The sequence below is a fragment of the Solwaraspora sp. WMMD792 genome (assembly GCF_029626105.1).
Taxonomy (GTDB): domain Bacteria; phylum Actinomycetota; class Actinomycetes; order Mycobacteriales; family Micromonosporaceae; genus Micromonospora_E.
In genome coordinates, this window is record NZ_JARUBH010000009.1 from 3,805,842 (window position 1) to 3,821,812 (window position 15,971).

Annotated in this window: 9 protein-coding genes; 5 read left to right on the forward strand and 4 right to left on the reverse strand. The window is 69.3% G+C overall.

What is annotated here, in order from left to right; all coding sequences use genetic code 11:
* The first annotated feature begins 52 nt into the window (after window positions 1-52).
* The 5 genes from O7629_RS18095 (at window position 53) to fxsT (O7629_RS18115) (ending at window position 8,739) form a co-directional block, all read left to right on the forward strand.
* Window positions 53-1,057, forward strand: a complete 1,005-nt coding sequence (locus O7629_RS18095; RefSeq protein WP_278170548.1) for a 2-hydroxyacid dehydrogenase — start codon at window positions 53-55, stop codon at window positions 1,055-1,057.
* 263 nt (window positions 1,058-1,320) lie between these two features.
* Window positions 1,321-2,142, forward strand: a complete 822-nt coding sequence (locus O7629_RS18100; protein ID WP_278170550.1) for an alpha/beta hydrolase — start codon at window positions 1,321-1,323, stop codon at window positions 2,140-2,142.
* A 213-nt stretch (window positions 2,143-2,355) separates the two neighbouring features.
* On the forward strand, window positions 2,356-3,225 hold the full coding sequence (locus tag O7629_RS18105) for an AAC(3) family N-acetyltransferase (protein ID WP_278170551.1): 870 nt from the start codon (window positions 2,356-2,358) through the stop codon (window positions 3,223-3,225).
* 214 nt (window positions 3,226-3,439) lie between these two features.
* Complete coding sequence (locus O7629_RS18110) at window positions 3,440-4,768, forward strand: TIR-like protein FxsC (protein ID WP_278170552.1); 1,329 nt, start codon at window positions 3,440-3,442, stop codon at window positions 4,766-4,768.
* A gap of 26 nt (window positions 4,769-4,794) precedes the next feature.
* Window positions 4,795-8,739 (forward strand): FxSxx-COOH system tetratricopeptide repeat protein, encoded by a 3,945-nt coding sequence (fxsT, locus tag O7629_RS18115; protein ID WP_278170553.1) that lies wholly within the window; start codon window positions 4,795-4,797, stop codon window positions 8,737-8,739.
* On the opposite strand, the gene O7629_RS18120 is transcribed toward fxsT (O7629_RS18115), so the two are convergent.
* The 4 genes from O7629_RS18120 to fxsT (O7629_RS18135) all read right to left on the reverse strand — a co-directional run bounded on the left by O7629_RS18120 (window position 8,708) and on the right by fxsT (O7629_RS18135) (window position 15,955).
* Complete coding sequence (locus O7629_RS18120; protein ID WP_278170554.1) at window positions 8,708-10,489, reverse strand: HEXXH motif-containing putative peptide modification protein; 1,782 nt, start codon at window positions 10,487-10,489, stop codon at window positions 8,708-8,710. The two genes, fxsT (O7629_RS18115) and O7629_RS18120, sit on opposite strands and share 32 nt — an antisense overlap.
* Window positions 10,486-11,640: an FxsB family cyclophane-forming radical SAM/SPASM peptide maturase gene (locus tag O7629_RS18125; RefSeq protein WP_278170555.1), complete on the reverse strand. Its 1,155-nt coding sequence runs from the start codon at window positions 11,638-11,640 to the stop codon at window positions 10,486-10,488. The genes O7629_RS18120 and O7629_RS18125 overlap by 4 nt, the downstream gene beginning before the upstream one ends.
* A gap of 43 nt (window positions 11,641-11,683) precedes the next feature.
* Window positions 11,684-11,881, reverse strand: a complete 198-nt coding sequence (locus O7629_RS18130; protein WP_278170556.1) for a hypothetical protein — start codon at window positions 11,879-11,881, stop codon at window positions 11,684-11,686.
* A gap of 162 nt (window positions 11,882-12,043) precedes the next feature.
* Window positions 12,044-15,955, reverse strand: coding sequence for an FxSxx-COOH system tetratricopeptide repeat protein (fxsT, locus tag O7629_RS18135; protein WP_278170557.1), 3,912 nt, complete (start codon window positions 15,953-15,955; stop codon window positions 12,044-12,046).
* Between the last annotated feature and the right edge of the window lie 16 nt (window positions 15,956-15,971).

Genomic DNA, 15,971 nt, shown 5'->3' on the forward strand with positions numbered 1-15,971 from the left:
CCTCACCGTACCCTGGACCGGCGGAAGCTACGGTCGCGCCGGAGGAGGTCCCATGCGGGTGGCAGTGTTCAGCACCAAGCCGTACGACAAGCGGTTCCTGGCCGCCGCGAACGCCGAGGCCGGTCACGACCTGGTGTTCCTGGAGCCGAGGTTGTCGGCGGACACCGCGCCGTTGGCCGACGGTTGCGACGCGGTCTGCGCGTTCGTCAACGACGACCTCAGCGCCCCGGTGCTGGAGACGCTGGCCGGCGGCGGGGTCCGGCTGGTCGCGCTGCGCTCGGCCGGGTTCAACCATGTCGATCTGGCCACCGCGCGCCGGCTCGGGCTGACCGTCACCCGGGTGCCGGGCTACTCGCCGCACGCGGTCGCGGAGCACTGCGTCGGGCTGATCCTGGCGCTCAACCGCAAGATCCATCGCGCCTACAACCGGGTCCGGGAGCACAACTTCGCCCTCAACGGGCTGCTCGGCTTCGACCTGCACGGCCGGACCGTCGGTGTCGTCGGCACCGGCAAGATCGGCGTCCGGTTCATTCGGATCATGGCCGGGTTCGGCTGCCGGGTGCTCGCCGCCGACCCGTACCCGTCGGACGAGGCCGTCGCCGCCGGCGCCAGCTACGTCCCGCTGCCGACGCTGCTCGCCGAGTCGGACATCGTCACCCTGCACTGTCCACTCACCCCCGACACTCATCACCTGATCGACGAGGAACGGATCGCGCAGATGCGCGACGGCGTGATGTTGATCAACACCAGCCGGGGCGCGCTGGTCGACACCGCCGCCGTGATCCGCGGTCTGAAGAGCGGCAAGATCGGCTACCTGGGGTTGGACGTGTACGAGGAGGAGGCCGACCTGTTCTTCGAGGACCTGTCCGACCAGATGCTGCGCGACGACCTGTTCTCCCGGCTGGTCACCTTCCCCAACGTGCTGATCACCGGCCATCAGGCGTTCTTCACCGAGGAGGCGCTGCACAACATCGCCACCACCACCGTCGGCAGCCTGACCGCGTACGAGCGGGAGGGCACCCCGGCGGACATCCAGCCCGACGCCCTGGTGCGCTGACCGACGAACCCGTGCGCGGGCGTCCGGGCCCAGCGCCGGTCGCAAGTCCGGTCCGATCCGGCCGGGAGCAGACAGTGTCAAAGTCATGGCTGGAGGTCGGCCGGCCGGTTCCCCGTTCCCGCCGGTTCACACCGGTTATCTTCCCACGTCTGCGGAGACTCTTCACCCTGACGGATGCTCAGCCCGGGCCGGCCCGGCAGCGCGGCCCAGCCGGCCGACCAAGGGGCAGAACCAGGAGCGCACCGAGAGTCAGGAGTGACGCCATGGGGTACCTCACCACGCAGGACGGCACCCAGCTCTACTACAAGGACTGGGGTTCCGGCCCCGCCATCGTGTTCTCACACGGCTGGCCGCTGAACGCCGACGCCTGGGACGGCCAACTACTGTTCCTCGCCCAGCAGGGGTTCCGGGTCATCGCGCACGACCGGCGTGGGCACGGCCGGTCCAGCCAGTCGCCCGAGGGCAACGACATGAACGGCTACGCCGACGACCTCGCCGCGGTGATCGAGGCGTTCGGCCTGACCGACGCCACGCTGATCGGGCACTCCACCGGTGGCGGTGAGGTTGCCCGGTACATCGGCCGGTACGGCACCGGTCGGGTGGCGAAGGTGGTGCTCATCTCCGCCGTACCGCCGATCATGGTGCAGACGCCGGACAACCCGGACGGGCTGCCGCTGGCCGTGTTCGACGAGATGCGGGCCAGCCTGGCCCACGACCGGGCGCAGTTCTACCAGGATCTGGCGATCAAGTTCTACGGCGTGAACCGGCCAGGTGCCGAGGTTTCCGACGGCATCCTGCACCAGTTCTGGTCGTGGAGCATGCAGGCCGGGCTGTGGAACGCGTACCAGAGTGTGGCGGCGTTCTCGGAGACCGACTTCCGGGACGACCTCGCCGCGTTCGACGTCCCCACCCTGGTCATGCAGGGCGACGACGACCAGATCGTGCCGATCGGGAACGCTTCGATGAAGACCGCCCAACTGGTGTCCGGCGCCCAGGAGGTCTACTATCCGGGCGCCCCGCACGGTATCACCGCGACCCACCAGGACCAGGTCAACCAGGATCTGCTCACGTTCCTGAAGAGCTGAGCCCGGCACCGGCCGCGTTCGTCGGCCTGAACCGACTCCATCGCAAGTAGCCGAGCGGTCCGTTCCGTCAGGACCGCTCGGTCCCCCCCAATTCGTCTCGCACCTCACGCCGCACACTGCATACGTCACGCCGCACCGGACCGAACGCGACGAGTTCCGGACGTCGATGTGTGGCGCAAGACCTTTAGCGGACGGTGGTGGAAAATCCACCAGATGAAGAACCGACCTGGCATCGGTGCGGACGGCGGACTGGCCGAACGCCCCGCCGCCAATTCTCCGGCCACCCGACACTCCCTCCGTGCGGAGCTTGTCGCGTTGGGTCTGCCGGCCGGCGGTATCGTCCTGGTGCACAGCTCGTTGCGGGCGATGGGTTACGTGTGCGGTGGGCCGGTCGCCGTGGTCCAGGCGCTGCTCGACGTCCTGACGCCCGACGGAACGCTGGTGGTGCCGAGCCAGACGCCGCAGAACCGGGACCCGGCGCGGTGGGTACGGCAGGTGCCGGCAGACTGGTGGCCGACAATCCGCGAGCACCTGCCGGCCTTTGATCCGGCGGTTCATGACTGCCGGGCCATGGGCATGGTCGCCGAGACCGTACGGACGTGGCCGGGGGCGGTCCGTAGTCAGCATCCCCAGACGTCGTTCGCGGCGGTCGGTCCCCGAGCGGCGGAGCTGATGGCCCGCCACGACCTGGACAGCGAGCTGGGCGAACGATCACCGCTCGCGGCACTCGACGCGACCGACGCACACACGTTGCTGCTCGGCGTGGGTTACGACCGGTGTACGGCGTTCCACCTTGCCGAGTACCGTCTTCCGCGGCCGCCGGAGCCGCACCGCAACGCCTGCGTGGTCCTCGGCGCGGACGGCCAACGGCAGTGGCGGACGTACGTCGGTGCCCGGCTCGACGCGGGACCGTTCAGCGAACTCGGCCGCGACTTCGAGCGGGACAGCTCGTCGGTCGCCACCGGCCCGGTGGGGCGGGCCGTCGCCCGGCTCCTACCGATCCGACCGGCGGTGGCCTACGCACGCGCCTGGCTGACGCTACGCTGTCCGGATGGCGACAGTTCCAGCGGTCCCGGGAATTGACCGCCAAGGGAGCAGGTGGCGTGCCCGAAGGTGGCGTCACTAGATCATTAGGCGCAATGATCTTCAAAAAGACTCTTCCCTGAAGAAGACCTGGGAGATATATACTCCTTACACTCGGTGTCACCCTGCGGACATTTTGTGCGTGGTGTCGACGTCTCACTTGACACACGTACCGCCGCCCGCGACGGCGCACCGTCGACAGGCGGGAGGGCGGTTGTCGGATAACGATCGCGGCCCGCGGTGCTACTTCTTTCTCAGCTACGCTCGCGAAGACGAAGACGAGTGGGTTCGACGCTTCTACCATGACCTGAGCAACGAAGTCCGGGCTTATGCCGGGCTTTCACCCGGCACCGAGGTCGGCTTCCTCGACACGCAGAGCCTGGATCTGGGCGCACGATGGTCTGACCGGCTGGCCCGGGAACTCGCCCGCTGTTGCACCTTCGTCGCGTTGATCTCCCCCCGCTACGTGAAGAGTCCCTGGTGCGGTCGTGAGTGGGCGGTGTTCGCCGACCGGCTCGCCCAGCACACGTCGTCGGACGGACCACCCTCCGCACTGCTACCGGTGAACTGGCTGTCCACCCCCACCCTGCCGGCGGTGGTGGGCGACCACCAGTTGACCGACAGCAGTCTTCCGCCGCAGTACCTTGAGAAAGGACTGCGCAGACTTTCCCGGCTCAACAACTACGAGGACCCGTACCTCGACGTCGTCGAGGTACTCGCCAAGAAGATCGTGCGCAACGCGCACGCGGACGAGGTGCCACGACTCGTCACGCCGCCGGCCTTCACGCAGGTGCCGAGCGTCTTCCACCCGCCGGTGCCGGCCAATCGGCCGACCCGGTCGCCAGCGACCTGGCCGCCGGACCCGGGTCAGCCGGTGGCGCCCGGTCCGGTGGCGCCCGGACCGGCGATGTCCGCCGGACCGGCCGACCAACGGATCTGTTTCGTGGTCGCCGCGCCTGTCGACGACGACGTACGGGGCTTTCTGGCGTCGACCGGCCGGGACCGTCGCTACTACGGCCCGACCCCCGCCGACTGGTCCCCGTACCTGCCGGAACTCGACATGCCGCTGGTCGAGTACGCGCGGCAGGTCGCGGAGCAGGAGCAGTTCACGGCGGTCGTCACCGATCTGGCCGGGCTGCACTCCGCGGTGGGCGCCGCCCAGGCCGGCGGCTCGCCGGTGGTCCTGCTGGTCGACCTGTGGGTGGTCTACGTCGACGGGCCCCGGCGGCTCCTCAGCCAGCACAGCGGAGACACCTTCGACGATTGGCCGGTGACCGCCGTGCTGGTACCGGCCAACGGCACCGACGCACAGACCCGGTCCCGGCACAACGAGCTCATGGCGGCACTGCGCCAGGTCATCGGCGACCGGATGCGCAACTCCGGTGCGGTGATCTCCCGTACCCGGATCTCCAGCCATCAGGAGTTCCGCAGCGACCTCCAGGCGGTCCTGGAAAAGGTCCGCAACGACGGGTTCCGAACCCGCCACCCGTACCACCGTCCGCCCGGCCGTCCCAACCCTCGACCGATCCTGCGGGGGCCCTGACGCGCCCACGGCTGAAGGAGCACACGATGCCCGGTCCCCTGTCGTCCCGAGGTCAGATCGTCACGTTCTACTCGTTCAAGGGCGGCACCGGCCGCACCATGGCACTGGCCAACGTGGCCTGGATCCTGGCCGCCAACGGCAAGCGGGTGCTCGCCGTGGACTGGGATCTGGAGTCCCCCGGCCTGCACCACTACTTCCGGCCGTTCCTGACCGATCCGAAGCTGCGCCACTCGCGGGGCGTCATCGACGTGATGCGCGACTTCGCCGCCCGAGTCGTCGACCCCGGTACGCCGATCGACGGCCCGAACTGGTTCCGGCACGTCGCGGACGTAGAACGTGAGGCTGTCTCACTGAACTGGCGTTTCCCCAACGGCGGAAGTCTCGACCTGCTCCCAGCCGGGGTGCAGGACCCGGCGTACTCGCAACGGGTGAGCGGCTTTGACTGGCGCAACTTCTACGACCGGCTCAACGGTGAGGCGTTCCTGCACGCGATCCGCGACAGCATGCGGCAGCAGTACGACTGGGTACTCATCGACAGCCGCACCGGCCTCAGCGACTCGGCCGGGATCTGCACGGTCGTCATGCCCGACACCGTGGTCGACTGCTTCACCCTCAACGACCAGAGCATCGACGGCGCGGCCGCAGTAGCGGAGGCGATCCGCAGCCAGCGCCGCGACGAAGCGGTACGGATTCTGCCGGTGCCGATGCGGGTGGAGGCCGCCGAGCAGTTCAAGCTGGAAGCTGGCCGGGACTACGCCCGGTACCGCTTCGGATCCTATCTGGATGCCACCGACGACGAGGCCGACGCCTACTGGGGCGACGTGGAGATCCCGTACAAACCATTCTTCGCGTACGAGGAGATCCTTGCGGTCTTTGGCGAGCGCTCCCGCCAGGAGTACTCACTGCTCTCCTCGTATGAACGACTCAGTGGAATCATCACCAGTGACACGGTCCGCGAGTTCCCGGCCATCGACGAACGCGAACGCCGACGACGACTCGCCCAGTACGAACGACAGAAGTCGCTGCTGCCCAACGACGTCGTGGTCAGCTACGCCTCGGTGAACCGGTCCTGGACCGACTGGATCGCCAACGAGTTGGAGAGCATCGGCCTGCGGGTCACCTTGCGGGAGGTGGACCTGACCACCGGCGAGACGTCGACCGGCGACGTCGGACTCGACTCGTGGCTCGACTCGTGGCTCGACCCCACCACCCGGGTATTGGCTCTGCTGTCGCGCGACTACGTCGTCTCGGCCAACGCGGCGTCGCTCTGGCGGGCCGCCACAGCCAAGGACCCGACCGGCGCCATGCTGGTCCCGGTGCGGCTGGACAACACCCGGCTGCCGGCCCCGTTCACCGACCGGGTCGCGGCGCTCGACCTGGTCAACAGCACCGAAGAACGGGCCCGGCAGGCGCTGCTGGGCATCTTCGACGGCGTCGCCCCGGCCGGCCGCCGGCCGGCCGGCCGGCACACTCCACGCTTTCCGGCCGGTCAGCCCCCGGTCTGGGAGGTCCCACAGCGCAACACCACCTTCACCGGCCGCAGCGACCTCCTCGAAGGACTGCGCGACCGGCTCTCCGCCGACGCCACCTCGGTCATGCCGCAGGCGCTGCACGGTCTGGGCGGCGTGGGCAAGACGCAGATCGCGCTGGAGTACGCGCACCGGTTCGCGGTGGATTACGACATCGTCTGGTGGATGTCGGCCGAACAGCCGGAACTGGTCCGCAGTTCCCTCGCCGAGCTGTCCGAACGCCTCGACCTGCCGACCGGTGGGGACCTGAGCGAGCAGGTGGACACTGTGCTCGACGCGCTGCGCCTGGGCGAGCCGTACCAGCGCTGGCTGTTGATCTTCGACAACGCGGGCGACCCCGCCGAGCTCGAACGCTATCTGCCGCAGGGGCCGGGGCACATCGTCATCACCACCCGCGACGCCGGCTGGTCCCGTCGGGCGACCACGACCGAGGTGGGGGTGTTCAGCCGGGCGGAGAGTGTGGCGCTGCTGCGTCGCCGGGTTCCCGCGCTGACCCCGCCACAGGCGGACGCCCTGGCGGAGAAGCTGGGCGACCTGCCGCTGGTGATCGAGCAGGCCGGCGCCTGGCTGGCAGTGACCGGAATGCCGGTGCAGACCTACACCGAACTGCTGGACACCCAGCTGTCCCGGGTGCTGAGCGAAAACCCGCCGCCCAGCTACGGGGTGCCGGCCGCCGCGACCTGGCGGCTGTCCCTGGACCGGCTGCGCCGGCAGATGCCGGCCGCCGCGAAGCTGCTGGAGGTGTGCGCGTTCTTCGCGGCCGAGCCGATCCCGATCTCCTTTTTCTACAACGAGCGGTTCATCGCCGTACTACTCCCGATGGACCCGCTGCTCAGCGAGCCACTGGTCCAAGGGCGACTGGTCCAGGAGATCGGCCGGTACGCGCTGGCCCGGATCGACTCCGGGCAGTCGACGCTCCAGCTGCACCGGCTGGTGCAGGCGGTCATCCGCGACGGGCTACCTGAGGTCGAGCAGCAGGCCAACCGCCAGCACGTCCATGAGATCCTCGCCTCGATCAATCCGAAGGATCCCGACGACGTCAACCTGTGGCGCGCCTACCAGCAGCTCCATCGCCACCTCGGTGCCTCCGGCGCGCTGGAGTCGACCATACCGGCGGTACGCCAGCTGGTCATCGACATGGTCCGGTATCTCTGGAAACGTGGCGACCATCAGGCCAGCCAGCAGCTGGGTGAGAGCGCGTTGGCCGGCTGGCAGGCCCGGCCCGATGCGTCCACCGAGGACGTCACCACGTTGTCCCTGCGGCTGCACCTGGCCAACGCCACCCGCTCACTCGCCCGGTACGACGAGGCGTACGCGGCGGACACCGAGATCCGTGACGCGCTGGCCCGTCAGCTCGACTGGAACCATCCGTACACGATCATGGCGACCTCGTCGCTCGCCGCCGATCTGCGGGCCAAGGGCCGGTACGCCGAGGCCAAGGAACTCGACGAGCAGGGACTGACGTTGTCCACCGAGGTACTCGGACAGGAGCACTACCGGACGACCAACGCGATGAACAACCTTGCGTTGTCGCTGGCCCTGGTCGGCGATTTCCAGTCCGCCGCCGCTCTTGACGAGCAGGCCCTGGAGATCCGCCGCCGCACGCTGGGGCACCGCCACCAGGTGACCCTCTCCTCGGTCGCCGCGCTCGGCCGCGACTACCGGGACCTGGGTCGCTTCTCGGAGGCCCAGGAGTTGCTCGGCAGCCACCTCCCGATAGCCCAGGAGGAGCTCGGCGAGACCCATCCGCTCACGCTGCGGATCACCCGCACCCTGGCGGTCACCCTGCGCAAGGCGGGCGAGATCGACGCCGCCTACCGGATGAGCGCCGAGTCGCTGCCCAGGCACGAACGCAAGCTCGGCGCGCTGCACCCGGACACCATCGCCTGCGCCAGCAACCTGGCGTGCGACCAGTCGGCGATCGGCGACGACCGGACCGCCCGGGAGACCGCAGAGGACGTGCTCGTCCGCTGCCGGGCCAAGGTCGGCGAAGATCATCCGTTCCTGCTGTCCGGGGAGAACAACCTTGCGATCTTCCTGCGCCGGCTGGGTGAGCTCGACGCCGCGCACCCGATCGCCGAGCGGGTGGTCGACCGGTTGTCGGCCACCCTCGGTCCGGACCATCCGTACACGCTGGCCTGCCGGATCAACTATGCGAACCAGCTGTACGACCTGCGGGAGTACCCCGCCGCGTTGCAGGTCGACCTCGACGTACGGGATCGGATCAACCGGTCACTCGGTCCGGACCATCCGGACACCCTCGCGGCCGAGAACAATCTGGCCGTCAGCCTGCGCCGGACCGGATCAACGGATCAGGCAGACGGGCTCGCCGGCAGCGTGCTGCACCGCGCCTACCGGGTACTCGGCCTGGAACACCCCAACTCCACGGCCGTCCGCAACGGGGTCCGGCTCAACTGCGATATCGACCCTCCGCAGTTCTGACCGGGCCTGCCGCCGACAGCCAGCGGACGAGCGCCGACGGCCGGACGTCAGCCGCGCCGGCCCGCCGGAGTTCGCCCAGCAACGCGCGGACGAGCTCCGGTCGGGCGGCGGGCGCGTCGTCGGCCGACGACTGGGCGGCGGGCGTCAGCTCCAACGCCAGCATCGCCCAGGCCTCCGCGTCGTCCGGATCGTCGAACAGCCGACGGTCCAGCACACTGACCCGGTCCGCGGTCCGGTCGTCCCGGATGCCGGGCGCCGGCGGAGCCGCGACCACCGACGCCCGGCCGGTGATCGTCTCCTGCCGGATCCGGCGCACCAGGCTCGCGGCCATCGCGGCGCCGCCGGCCGGCCTCGCGACGGCGAGCTCGACCTCGACGGCCTGCGTCGACGCGTCGAGCCCGGCGCGGAAGGCGGCGGCCAGCGGCGAGAGCTGCTCCGCCGGCACCTGGAGGTTGCGGAGCCGCCACTGGACGTCGGCGACCGTCATACAGGCCGACACCCCGGCCTGCACCTCGGCGTCGGCGGCACCGGGCCAGCCGTGCAGGGTGTCGGCGAGCCGTTCGACGAAGGTCTCCCCGAGAGGGGTCAGCGCCGACGAACCGGCGAACGCGTCGATCGCCCGCCGGCACTGGTCCCGCCAGAGCACGTACTCGAAATCGGCCCCCCGCCGCGCCGGACCGGTCAGCCGCGAGCGACGAGCCCGCCAGAAGTCAGCGACCGCGACGTGCGCGTAGATGCCCTGCAGCAGTGCGCTGGCCGGGCGGGGATCGGTACGCCAGGGAGCGTGGAAGACGTCCGGGCAGTCGGGGTCGGTCAGCGCGAACAGATCAAGTACGGCGCTCAGCTTGGTGTGCTGCGTCTCGTGCACCATCAACAGTGCCAGCTCCGCCGCGTCGGCTGGCACCGAGATCGCCACCGCGCCGTAGGTCCGCTGGTGCGAGGCGCTGACCGAGCCGCCGGGCGACCCGGCCGGCACCAGCGAGCGGAGGCAGCCGGCCACCGTCGGGGCGTACTGGACAAGGTCCGTGCCGATCAACGTCCACGCCTGCGGCAGGTGCGCCCGCAGCCGGCTCAGCGGCCGACCGCGCAGCCGGTCGGTGACCGGTAGCCCGAAGCAGCTCCGGTGCGGGTCGAGGTCGTCGATCTCGATAGCGAGATCACCGGCCGGACCGCGACAGTGGACCACCCGGTACGCCTGCCGGGCGTCACCGGTACGCAGCACGGTGCCGTCGTACCGGAGAACCCGGTGCCGGGGGCCGAGGCCGCCGACCCGACCGAGCCCCGGAATCAGCACCGTCTCGACGCCGACGGGCAGGCTCAGCTCGAACGCGGTCCCGGTGGCCATCGCGGCGGCGGCGGCGAGCCCGGTCAGATACTCCGGACCGGGTGGCCCGGGCGGGCTCCGGTCCGGCTGCGGATCGCCGTCCCGCCGGCTGCCGGGCACCGGCTGCCGGCCATGCAGCAGCCGATGCGCCCACAGGTCGACGAACGGACGGGAGAGCACCGTCGCGGCCGCCGTCGACGACTGCGTCACAGCGGTGTCCAGCACGGCCCACGCCTGCTGCCCGGTCTCACCGAGTCTGGTACGCAGCCGCAGCTCCCGCAGCAGCAGCAGCCGCTTGCTCAACTGTGCGCGGCCCAGCGCGGACAACGTCCCGGTGTCGCCACCGCCAGCGGCGAGCGCATCGAACTGAGCCCGGGTGAGGCCGTGCCGCCGGCCGGGGTCGGTCGGCGGCGCACCCGTGGTCACCGGAGAGCTCCGACGTCGTGCTGGCGGTCCCCAGCGGCCGCCAGTCGCCGCAGATCGGTCCGCATCCGACCGTGTACGTGACCGATCAGCCGGGCCAGATCCGGACAGTAGACCGACGGGTTGCCGAACCCGGTCGAACCGTCGTACCGGTGTGCGTAGTGCCCGCCGCCGCAGACGTTCACCAGGCTGCAACGTCGGCAGGTCGTACCGAGCGCGGCCAGGCCGATCTGGCGTTGACGCAGCCCGGGAAGCAGCAGCAGATCGTCGAATCCGGAACGCTCGACGTGCAGCCCGGTTGCGGTCGCGCCAGCTGTGGTGGTCTTCAGCGCGTCGCCGTGTTCGATGCTGCCGTCGGTCTCCACCACGACGAAGTCGACGGGTGCCAACCCGACCGATTCGCTCCGGCCGGGACCGCCGAGCAGCAGCGACATGATCACACTGAACAGACGGATGTCCGTCTCCCGCTGTGGCGCGTCGTACCACCGGTCGAACACGGCGATCAGCCAGTCCGCGTACGGTGTGTGCGTGGTTCCCGGGCCACGACCGGCCGGCGGGGAACTCCAGTTCCCGTGCGGCAGCAGCAGGTCCAGCCGCGGCGGGGCGAACCGCAGCAGGCCGGCGTACACCTCGATCGGATCGTTGCGCAGGTTGATCGTACATAGTAGACCGCCGAACAGGTGCCGGAACCGGTCCTGCCGCAGCCGGTCCAGCCCTGCCGACACGTCGGTGTAGCTGCCTCCGCCATGTGGGAAACGCCGGTGCAGATCGTTGGCGTGACGGTCGCCGTCCAAGCTGACGCCAACCCGCACCGAGAGCCGACTAAACGTCTCCAGAAAGGCCTCGTCGAGAAGGACTCCGTTTGTTTGCACCGTGAAAGTGACCACGATGTCCGGTGACATCCGCCGCCGGACAGCGGCCACCGCGTATTCAAAGAAATCGACGCCGGCCAGCAGCGGCTCGCCACCGTGAAAGGTGACCGTCACCCGTGACAGCCGCCACCGGCGGGCATGTTCGGCGAGACGGTCGGCGGCAGCGTCGATCACCGACGGTGACATGATCAAAGGCTGTCGACGCCAAGACTGATCGACATGCTGGTAGACATAGCAGTAGCTGCACGAGAGGTTGCAGCGACTGTGCACCTTCAGTAACATGTGCCTTAGCGGCGTCAGCCCAGCGGGCGGCGAGGTGGCCGGATCAGATATAGTTGTTGAATGCACTGACGGCCTCCGCAAGGCGGTCAGCGGCTGTGGAATGGTCCGCCGATTCAACCTCGTAGCGATTGCGGATGGCATGGCCGAGTGCATTGTCGCCCGGTGACATCAGGGTCGACCACGGCAAGTCGGTGACATCTACGATAGCGCCTTCAATGCCGCGCTCCGGTGAAGCCGTCATGGAGGCCTCTTGTCTCAAAGTCATCTCAAATTTGTTTCGGACAGGTTAGACAGCAGGCGCGACTACCCGACGCCGTGCCCAACGTGGATAACCGGAACAGTGTACGACACGTCACAGGCAGAGCCACGGTAAACCCCGACGAAAGTCGAACGCGGCGTGGGATCAGGTCGCTGCCGGCTCGATGTCGCTGCTGATCCGCGTCCCGTCGTGCAACGCAGCCACATATGGGTGTCCCGGGCCGAGCCGCAGCGTGGCCGCCCGCAGCGCATCCGCGTACAGCTGGGCGGCGCTCTCCGGCAGGCCCGCCGCCACCCGGGTCGTCGCCAGATTCGCCGCCGCCGCGACCACCGCCGGACATTCCTCGCCCAACCTTGCTCGCAGTCCGGCGTAGCAGCGCTCGTCCACCTCCCGGGCGCGGTCGTGGTCTCCTACGGCGAACAACACGTTGGCGTGGTTGGCGGCGCACAGCAGGGCGTACGGGTGCTCCTCGCCGAGGACCTCGGCGAACCGGCCCGCAGTCTCCGCCAGCAGCGGTCCGGCCTGGGTGAAACCTCCATCCCGCACCAGAAAAATCCCGAGGTTGTTCGCAGCGGCCAACGAATGGGGGTGGTCGACGCCCATCAACTCGCCGTACCGGTCGCACAGCCTGCCCGCCGCGACGGCGGCGTCGGAATGCTCGCCGCGGGCCGACCGTACGCAGGCCAGCTCCAGCTCGGCGGCGAGAGTGTTCGGATGATCCGCCCCGAGCTGCTGCTCGTACGACCGGCGGACCACCTCGCTGAGCTCCCGGGACCGGTCCAGGTGGCCCAACCGGCGCAGCGTCACCGCGAGGTTCTTCGTCGCGGCCAGCGTGTGGCCGTGCAGGTCGCCGAACTCTCGACGGCAGGTGGACACCACAGTCTCCAGCGTCTCCCGGGAACGGACCAGGTCACCGGTCTCCCGCAGTACCCTCCCGTGGTTGATCCGGTAGATGACGGTCCACTGGTTGGTCTGCCCGAGCAGGCGGCCGGCAATCTCCACCACCTCCTCGGCCAGCAGGAGCGAGCTGCGGAAGTCACCGGTCAGCAGGTACGACAACGACAGGTTGTTGATCGCCTTGTGGGTCTCATCGTGATCGCGCCCCATGGCGGCCTGCCACTTGGCGACCGCGTCCTCGTCGAGGTCGCGGGCCTGCCGGTATCGACCCAGTCCGCGCAGGTCCGCCGCGACGCCCCGGAGACTCACCAACGAGTACGGGTGCACCCCGCCGAACACCCGCTCCATCCGTTCGCGTACATCGATGTCGATGTCCAGCGCCGCCTGGTAGTCCCCGAGCTGTCGCAGCACGTTCGCCAGTTCGGCACGCAGTCGCAGGACCGAAGCGTCGTCGGCGCCCGAGGTCACGGTCCAGCCGTGCAACGCGCGGACCGCCAGGTCGTGACTGCTGGTGAGGTCGCCCCGGTAGCGCAACGCCCGCACCATGTCGATGACGAGGTTGTGCACGTCGCGGTCGTCGGACTCCAGCGCGCCAGTGGGCTCCAGATGGGGCAGCATCCGCCGGTAGCTGTCCCAGTTCAGCCGGTCGTCGGGAACACCACGGCGCTCGGCGGCCAGGATCGAATGCACCTGCCGCCGACGTTCCTGCCGTACCTCCGGATCGAGGTCGTTGCGGATCACCTGCTGGACCAGGCGATGCATCCGCAGTGCCCGCACCGTCGGATCCAGGCGGGCCAGACCGAACCGGGTGATCTCGCGGACCAGTGCGCCGTACAGCAGCGGGTCCCGCATCGCCGGATCGTCCTGGCTCAGCACCTGTAGCATCCCCGGACTGGACAGCAGGTCCGTCGGGATCGGCTCGGGCGCGAGGCAGGCACAGAGCTCCACCAGGTGCGCCGCGGCTGGGTTCGACATCCGTAGCCGCTGCTGCGAGATGCGCCAGATCTCCGCCGCCGGATGCGGGTAGTCCGACGCGGGCGGCGTCTCCAGGATCCGGGGCAGGTGTTCGTCCAGAATCGCCAGGTAGCGGTCCGGGCTCATCGCGGTCGCCGCCAGCCAGCCCGCCGCCTGCTCCACCGCCAGCGGCAGATCCCCCAGCTTGTCGGCGATCACGTCGGCGGAGGCCCGGTCGATACTCGGCACCCACCGGGCGATGAGGTCGATACTCTCCGTACGGCTGAAAGTGTTGACCTCGATGGTCCACCCGCTGCCCGACCAGTCACCGCCGCGCGTGGTGACGATGACGTCGCCCTGCCCGGCCGGCACGTACGGCAGCAGCTGTTTCGGATCCTCGATGTTGTCGAACACCACCGCCCACCGGCGGGACGGCCGGCCGAGGCGCAACGCTTCCAGGACCGCCCCGACCTGACCGGCCACGTCCGCCGCCGACAGATCCAGCGCGTTCGCCAGATCGGCCAACGCGGACGGCACCAGTCTCGGCTGCTCGGCCGAGATCCACCAGACGATGTCGTAGTCGGCGGCGAATCGGTGCAGGTACTCGGTGACGATTTGCGTCTTGCCCACCCCGCCGATCCCCTGCAACACGGTCGGACCGTTCATCGCGGTGCTGGCGTTGAGGCGTTCGCGCAACTGCTCGAGGATCGCGTCGCGGCCGGTGAACGTGGCGTTGCGCGACGGTGCCCGCCAGACCCGCGCCGGCTCGAACGGGAACCGGGGACGCGGAATGGCCCCGAGCATCGCCTCGCTGGCCGGTGCCACGTCGCGCAGGTCGAACTGCGCCAGCAGGGCGTCGCGGGAGTGCTGCCGGGAGACGTTGAACATGTCGACCGGTTCCTGAGAGTCGTACGGCTGCGGTAGCCGGAAGCCGTCCAGCCGGATCGGCACCAGGAACGGCCCTGAGCCGGACGGTTCACGCCGCTGGGCCGCCGACCAGAACGCATGCGCGTGCGGGGTCCGGACCGACTCCTGCGACAGCAGCAGCAATGCCCGGTCCGAGTCCCCCACCACCGTCACCGCGTCGTCAGCGGTGATGTCCTGCAACACGCCCCGGTGTCCCACCGTGCGCAGTTGCAGGGCGATCCACTCGGCCCAGATCCGGTCACGTGGCAGGTAGCCGATCAGCACGGTCCCCTGCTCGACCGGATGAGGTCGCTCGAACTCACCGAGCCAGCTGCGTCGGACCGCCTCGGTCGGCCCTTCGTACCGACACGGCTCCCCGATCAGCTCTCCGGCGAGCCGCTGGTACGCGGCCAACAGGGTGTTCTCCAGGTGCGGGCGGTCACCCAGGGTCGCCAACGTCTCCTCGTAGGCGTAGGAAACCTTGTACGGGATCTCGATCGCTCCCCAGTACAGGGTGTCGTCGGAGTAGCCGAGGTCGGCCACCACGTCGCTGAACCGCTGCTGCGCGTTTGCCCGCCACCGGTCGAGCTTGGCCGCTTCGCCGTCCTCCACCCGGGTCGGCACCGGAAACACCCGCACCGGCTCGCCGTACTGGTTGCGCCGTTCGCGGATGCTGTTGGCGGCCGCCACCGCCCCGTCGAGATTCTGGTGATTGAAGGTGAAGCAGTTGACCACCACGTCGGGTATCTCCAACGTGCACATGGCCGCGTTGGTGCCGAGCCCGGTGCTGCTGTCGACCAGGGTGACGTCGTACTCCGCCCGCATGCCCGCCGCCCAGGACCAGAGGAAGGACCCGGCGTCGAACTGGTCCCAGAACTCGGACCAGTCGAACGCGGTCAGCCGGACCGCGTACTCCGGGTCCTGCTGTCCGCAGGGGATGAAGTCGATCGACCCGCCGTTGGGAAATTCGTAGCGCTCCAACGGAATCGCGTGCTGCTGAACCCTGGCGACCCGGGCCAGTCTGGCCGCTGACAGCGGCCCGTACTGGTCGACCTCCTGGCGGTAGCGCGCCATGGCGTCGATCACTCCCGGCGACCGACGCAGCTTACGGTCGGCCAGGAACGGCCGGAAGTACAGGTGCAGGCCGGGCGAGTCGAAGTCACAGTCGACAGTCAGCACCCGGCGGCCGGTACTGGCGAGGATCCAGGCGACGTTGGCCAGCGCCATCGTCCGGCCGACACCGCCCTTGTACGAGTAGAAGGTAAAAATCTGACCGTTTCGCGGGGTGGCTGATTCCATCGCTCGGCAACCTCGT